Genomic DNA, 7,156 nt, shown 5'->3' with positions numbered 1-7,156 from the left:
GCTGCCGCTAACGCCGCGATAGAGATGCCGCCGCCTTGACGAAAGCCTGCTTGATAGTCTTCACCTTTGTGCCCATCTTGAGTCTCGTAGGCACAAATTTCACGTTGCTTGACGTCTTTGCTCCACTTGTCAAAAACAGTCATGTAAAAAAATCCCTCAGAGTTTTGCATCCGAACTAAAAAGTCAGCACCAAACAAAGCCTCTTCCTTAAGGCGAGTGCGAGAAAATGGAGCAAAACCTGAGTGATCTTCTAAAAGAGTTAACCCTTTCAACATGTTCCATACCACCATGGGTATTTGTTGAGGGTTTAAGTAGTTAGCGTAAGAGAGGTGGCTTAAATACTTGCTCACGTCTCCAGAAGCATCGTACCAGCCGCCATGCACGTCGGCAGTGACATTTGTGCCTAGCAGCGGTACTTGCTTATCTTGCTGATCATAAATTCCACCACAACGTTGGGATTTAAAGTAATGCAGTACATCTGAAAATGTACGTTGCATCAGAATCCCTTCCGATATTTCAAAGCTTTCTGACTGAGTGCCTTCAAACTCGATGTAGTAGTGCCCAGGAGTAACACATTCAGAGAAGTCAATAGTGTAGAAATAGCCTTGATGCCATTGCCCGCAACGCTCCCCGTTACTCACAGAAAGAGGTAATACATTTTGATGATCATTTGTACTCACAAGAGTGGCGGTCATTGAAGACAGCGTTGAAGCTGTTGTCATAATGATCGCTTGCTTGGCACCCTGTGTTTCATAACCGATATGGTTAGTGAGTAACTGCATCAAATATCTCCGAATTTACAATGATTATTTTGGTAGTAAGTTGAGCCTAGTGCGAACACCAGGCTGGATTAAGATTACGATTCAAATAAATAGCAACGGACAAAGTGATTGTCTGAAAGCTGAGTGACTTCAGGCAGGTGCTCTGTACATTTTGGCGTAGCATGAGTACAGCGGCCTGCAAATGGGCAACCAACAGAAGCCGGTGTCCAAAGAGGTATCTCACCCTTGTTGCCTTCTAACTTGGTATGGATCGATTTGCTAGGATCCGGCACGGCTGAAATAAGCAGCTTAGTGTACGGGTGCTGAGGGTTTGAGATAACTTCATCGGTATCGCCCCACTCAACCATGTGACCTACGTACATAACGGAGATATCTTCAGCAATGTAACGCGCTGTAGCAATATCGTGCGTGATGTAAAGAAGAGACATTTGTTTTTCAAACTTCATCTCTTCCATCAGGTTCAAAACACCAGCACGGATTGAAACGTCAAGCATAGATGTTGGTTCATCCGCGAGTACAACTTCAGCACCAACGGCAATGTTACGCGCAAGGTTGACACGTTGACGTTGACCACCAGAAAGTTGATGCGGGAATTTAGCCGCGGTTTCTTTTGGTGGAATCAGTCCAACTTGCTGTAAGAGGTCATGGACACGTTCTTCCAGCTCTTTCTGATTACCCGGCGTTACCTTTTTATGAATCAGCAACGGTCGAGCGATGTGGTGAAAGATGTTGTGAGTCGGGTTTAAAGAACCAAACGGGTCTTGCCATACCATTTGCACACCTTCACGGTAGTGCATCAGATCTTTTCTGGCGGTGATTTCTTGAATATCACGACCTTTATATTCGATCACGCCATTGCTAGGTGCGTACATTTTCGCGATCATTTTTGCTGTTGTTGATTTACCCGAACCGGATTCACCGACAACCGCTAGACCTCTTCCTTTGTACATTTTGAAAGAAACGTCGTTAATCGCACGCATTCTTGATTGTTTTATGGAGTTACTGTTTAGAGGGAAGTCTTTAACGACATTTTTCCCTTCAATTAGTAAATCACCGTATTGTTTGCTCATAATTGTCTCCAGAAACTTTTTTATTTTATCTTTTAATGCTTAGGCTTTAGCTTGAGCAATAGGCTCACCGTATAGGTGACAATTTGATAAACGATTAGGCTCTATTTGACGAAGCGACGTCGGTACCTTGGTACAGGCTTCGTGGACACGATCACAACGAGCTTGGAAGCGACAACCTTGCGGAATTTCTAGCAAGTTGAGTGGGCTACCAGGTATACCCGTCAATTTCGTTTTAGGGCCAATTAATGGAGGGAAAGAGCTAGACAACCCTTTAGTATAAGGATGGTAAGGGCTTTCCAGAATTTCTTTTGATGGCGCGACTTCAATCAGTTCACCTGAATACATGATGCCAATGCGGTCTGAGAATTCGACCATCAACGAGATATCATGGGTAATGAACAAGATAGCGAAACCAAACTCATCTTTAAGTGCATAAATCTTTTGTAGAATCTCACGCTGTACCACCACATCGAGAGCGGTTGTTGGCTCATCCATGATGATCATCTTCGGGTTTAATGCGAGTGCAATCGCAATAACCAAACGCTGACGCATACCACCAGAGAACTGGTGAGGGTAATCATTCAAGCGACTAGGGTGAATATCTACGATTTCCAGTAAACCTTCAGCACGACGTTTCGCTTGCTCGCGAGTCATGTTGGTGTGACGCATAATCACGTCGCAAAACTGCTCTTCCATGGTCAGAACAGGGTTCAGTGCGTTCATTGCACTTTGGAACACCATTGACATCTCACTCCAGCGGAATGCTTGCATGCGCTCGTCGCTGTATTGAAGAATATCTTCACCGTTGAAGATAACCTCACCACCGGTTATGAAAGCGGGCGGCTTGTGAAGGCGCATCAGCGAGAATGCAACGGTTGATTTACCACAGCCGGACTCACCAGCTAGACCAAATACCTCACCTGGTGCGATATCGAAGCTAACGTTATTACAAGCGCGAACATCGCCAGCATCTGTAATATAGTCAACACATAGGTTACGGATAGAAATGATTGGTTCAGTCATAATTATTTATCTCCGCTCCAAAGTGCGTTTTGTGGTGGAAGGTCTGGTTGACGCTCGGTTTTGTCTTGCTTAGCAAGTTTCTTCCAGCGCTTCATGCCTTTGTGTGAACGTAGCTGAGGGTTAGCAATTTCATCCACTGCGAAGTTAAGCAGCGCAAGACCAGTAACCAGTAATGTGATAGCGACACAAGGAGCCAATAGTTCCCACCAAGCGCCGATAAGCATTGATGAAGAAGTTTGGACGTTGTAAAGCATGATGCCCCAGCTGATGGTGTTTGAATCACCTAAGCCTAAGAACGACAACGTTGCTTCCATCATGATTGCGTACATGACAGAGCCGATGAAACTTGCACCTACTATGGAAACTAGGTTTGGAAGAATCTCAATAAAGATGATACGGAAAGACGATTCGCCCAACACTTCAGCTGCTTTAACAAATTCTTTTTCACGCAGTGCCAAAGTTTGCGAACGTACGACCCTTGCACCCCAAGCCCAGGACATAAAGCCGATGACTAAGGTTATGGTCATTGGCCCTGCCTCACCAATAAATGCGGCGACCACGAAGAGTAATGGATACTGAGGAATGACCAGCATGATGTTCATTGCTGCAGTCAGTACGTCATCCACTCGGCCACCAAAGTAACCCGCAGAGACACCAATAACTGTCGCAAGGAAACACACGGTAATACCCGCACCAAACCCTACCGCTAATGATACTCGTGCACCGTAGGCGACTTGTGACCAAACATCTCGGCCCATACGTGAAGTACCTAGTACATGGTCAGCCTTCTTAGACATGATCATGGTACGGCGATCGGTGGCTAGATTTTCTGCGACCCAACCATCTGGGTTTGCTTGTGCACTTTTGACAACGAAGCTTGGGTATTCATGTGGATTACCGGTTCGCTTGTCAGGAGCGTGTTTAGTGATTAACGGTGCAGCCAGTGCAATGAAAATGAACAGACTTAAAATAACGACACCGGTTAGCGCCATTGGGTTGCGCCAAATGAGTTTTGCAAATTCTTTCATGATTATTTACCACCCTTACGTAGGCGAGGGTCTAAAACAACGTACAGCATGTCAGCAACTAGGTTAAAGAACAGCATGAATAGCGTCATGATAAGCAGTTGTCCTTGAAGAACCTGATAATCACGAGCGTTAATAGCGTTGAATAGCACGCTACCAAGACCTGGATAGTTGAAGATGATTTCGATGATTAGTTGACCACCGATAGCCATACCTAAAGACATAGATAATGCGGTAACACTCGGAAGCAGTGCATTTCGAGCCGCATAGTTAAAGACGACGCGGTTTTCTGAAAGACCTTTGCCTTTCGCCATCGTGATGTAGTCTTCAGCGAGAAGGTTAATCATGTTGTTACGCATGTTGACTAGGAAGCCACCAATTTGAACAACAGAAGCACAAATCAAAGGTAGAACAGCGTGGTAAGCCACATCTTTGATGAACTCCCAGCTTGTCCAGTCTGGTAATGTGCCTGCGGTATATGCGTAGCCTGTTGGGAACCACTTTAAGCCAATTGCAAAGGTAAATAGTGCAATCATCGCAATAACAACCTGAGGAACCGCTTGTAGAATAAGCATGCCTGGCGTAACAAAAGCATCGTATTTACTACCGCGTTTCCACGCTGCGAAGATCCCTAGAATCGAACCTAGTGAAAAAGATAGAATTACCGCAGTACCAGCTAGAAACAGTGACCAACCGAATGCGCCACCTAGCAGTGTATTTACTGATAATGGATAAAACTGGATGGATGTACCAAGTTCCCAGCTAAGAATGTTCTTCATGTATGCTGCGTATTGGACTAGTAAGCCTCCATCAACGAAGCCTAAAAGCTCTTTCATCGCTGCAATACGTTCAGGAGTAACTTGAACAGAAGCGTTTGCAAACATCATGGTAACAGGGTCACCAGGCATTGCTCTTGGAATAATAAAGTTTAACGTCGCTGCAACTAATAGTGCGACAAAATAAAATGACAAACGTCTAAAAAAATAACCCATAACTCACACCTTACTCACCCAGATTGTTTCCCTGTCTCTGGATTCAGGTCGCTCCTAGCGAAAATTTAGAGCGAAAAATCCCCTGACGACGAGCGCCATACTGTTCAACACAGAGTGGGGATTTTAGTTGGCGACGAACGGGATGTTCGCCGCTAGAAATGAACTTCTACTTATTTAACTGGTTTTAGGTCCAGTACGTGAAGTAGACGCTCAGGGATACCAGCCCAAATGTTTGGACGGCCTTTAGAGTTCTCTTCGTTCCACCAACCTGTGAAGCGAGTAGTATTGTATTGGTACATGTAAGCACCAGACAGTACAGGAACCGTTACTTGGTCAGCAGCGATGATTTGTTGGATACCGTGAGCGATAGCTAGCTGCTCATTCTTATCAGCTGTTTTGTAGAAGCTGTTAAGTAGGTTATCTAACTTCTCATTTTTGTAGAAGTGCATTGCGAAACGTGGCATACCTTCACCGTTTTGCAACGCTGAGTTATATGCACTGTTCCAGTATGTGTACGGATCAGCACCGTGGAAGTAGTTTGTGTAAGCTACATCATAAGTACCTTCAAGCATTGCTTGGTTGTACACAGAGAAGTCAGGCGTACGAGCACGAGCTTGGATGCCAACTTCAGTTAACTGCTCTACCGCTAGTTGAACCGTGTTGTTAAAGTCAGTCCAGCCATTTGGAGATTGAATCAGTAGTTCAAAAGGCTTACCAGAAGGAGTGTCAACAAAACCATCGTTGTTTACATCTTTAAAGCCTGCTTCAGCAAGTAGCTTCTTAGCGCCTTCAACGTTGTATGTGTTGTAACCTTGGTATTTCTTGTGTGTTGCTTCGTCAGACCAAGCTTCGAATGTGTAACCGATGCCTGATGCGAAATCGTTCACAGTACCGCCGCCGTAGAATGCGATATCAATGATAGTTTGACGGTCAAGAGCCATAGAGAATGCGCGACGGAATTCAACGTTGTTCAACGCTTCGTTCTTAGCTGCATCTGGGTTTTTGAAGTTCAGTACGAACGCTTGAGTACCTGATGGCGGGTACCAGTAGTGATGCTCTTCGCTTGCTGCAGCGTATGTGCGATCGATGTCTGGAATGAATGAAGAAGTCCAGTCCATTTCGCTGTTGATGACTTTACCTAGGAATTGGTCGTTGTTTGCAATTTGTGGAACACGCAAACAATCAACGTCTAGGTTGTCAGCATCCCAGTAATTTGGGTTAGCACATTGAACGTAAAGTTGTGGAGTAAACGTATCAACAACAGTAAACGGACCTGAACCTACTGGGTTTTCGTTAGTAAATGTTGCTGGCTCTTTAACGTCTTTCCACACGTGCTCAGGAACAACAGGTACTTTTACGATTTCGTAAGGTACGTTTGAGTTCGCTTCGCTTAAGCGGAATTTAACTTGGTATTCATTCAGCTTTTCAACACCAGTGATCCAAGCGTTGATACCACTTTGGTCTAGTTCTGGTTTTGCTTTAACTAGGTTGAATGAGAATACAACGTCATCTGCAGTGAATGCTTCACCATCTGACCATTTCACACCTTTACGGATGTCGAACGTTACGCTCATTAGGTCATCAGACATTTCAAAACCAGTCGCTAAACGGAAAACAGGCGTGTTGCCGTGCATTTCGTTAAAGACAACTAGAGGCTCATACATGAAGTCTGTAGTGGTATGTAGGTTAGTCGCACCTAGGTACGGGTTAAAGTTACGTACAAAAGTCGTAAACTCTTTTGGGTGAACGGTTAGTTCACTGCGCTCAGCAGCAGTAGCTACTGATGCAAAACCCGTTGTCGCAGTTGCAATAATTGCAGTTGCTAGTACTGTTTTTTTTATATTGGCAAGCATAGCTGTTCCTTACTATTTGCTTTCGTTTCACTGTGGAAGGAATGTTATCAATTGATTAACACTCTCTAAGACCTACCTCCGTTCATCATTTATTAATCGGAGGAATCAATAAATAGGAGTGGCCTGTAGGCCTTAGGCACAGTAAGAAGACACCGTAACGACAAAATTAGCAATTACGATTCCCGTTAAAAACGTTAAAACCCAAACTCCTTACGTCATAAACGTTAAATTATGCGCTTCTGCTATAAAATTGAACAAATAATAACAGTCGATCTAGGTCTCATTTTAACGAGGGAACCAATAATAGGTTAGTGTCCACTATCAATTAATAGTCTATTTATATTGGTGTTTTATTGTGGGGTTTGTTTGTGAGATCAGGGTCACTCGTAGAATGTTACGTCAATTTCGTGT

6 protein-coding genes are annotated in these 7,156 nt (G+C 44.4%); all 6 read right to left on the bottom strand.

Annotation, left to right across the window (positions count from 1 at the left end; all coding sequences use genetic code 11):
• Positions 1–782, bottom strand: a 782-nt coding sequence (locus tag ACP45E_RS01720; RefSeq protein ID WP_198927670.1) for a glycoside hydrolase family 9 protein, incomplete at its 3' end; no start/stop codon positions are given.
• Between the two features lie 74 nt (positions 783–856).
• The gene (locus tag ACP45E_RS01715) at positions 857–1,852 is read right to left on the bottom strand and encodes an ABC transporter ATP-binding protein (protein WP_017036698.1); all 996 of its coding nucleotides are present in this window, start codon (positions 1,850–1,852) and stop codon (positions 857–859) included.
• Positions 1,853–1,891: 39 nt separating this feature from the next.
• Positions 1,892–2,875, bottom strand: coding sequence for an ABC transporter ATP-binding protein (locus ACP45E_RS01710; RefSeq protein WP_017036699.1), 984 nt, complete (start codon positions 2,873–2,875; stop codon positions 1,892–1,894).
• Between the two features lie 2 nt (positions 2,876–2,877).
• A complete protein-coding gene (locus ACP45E_RS01705; RefSeq protein WP_017037202.1) occupies positions 2,878–3,903 on the bottom strand; it encodes an ABC transporter permease in 1,026 nt (341 codons plus the stop codon).
• A gap of 2 nt (positions 3,904–3,905) precedes the next feature.
• The gene (locus tag ACP45E_RS01700; RefSeq protein WP_017036701.1) at positions 3,906–4,892 is read right to left on the bottom strand and encodes an ABC transporter permease; all 987 of its coding nucleotides are present in this window, start codon (positions 4,890–4,892) and stop codon (positions 3,906–3,908) included.
• Positions 4,893–5,062: 170 nt separating this feature from the next.
• Positions 5,063–6,745 (bottom strand): ABC transporter substrate-binding protein, encoded by a 1,683-nt coding sequence (locus tag ACP45E_RS01695; RefSeq protein WP_017037203.1) that lies wholly within the window; start codon positions 6,743–6,745, stop codon positions 5,063–5,065.
• Positions 6,746–7,156: the final 411 nt, after the last annotated feature.

Source organism: Vibrio genomosp. F10 str. 9ZD137 (genome assembly GCF_049974785.1).
Taxonomy (GTDB): domain Bacteria; phylum Pseudomonadota; class Gammaproteobacteria; order Enterobacterales; family Vibrionaceae; genus Vibrio.
The sequence above is the reverse complement of the archived record's forward strand: the minus strand, read 5'-3'. Positions and strand labels throughout refer to the sequence as shown.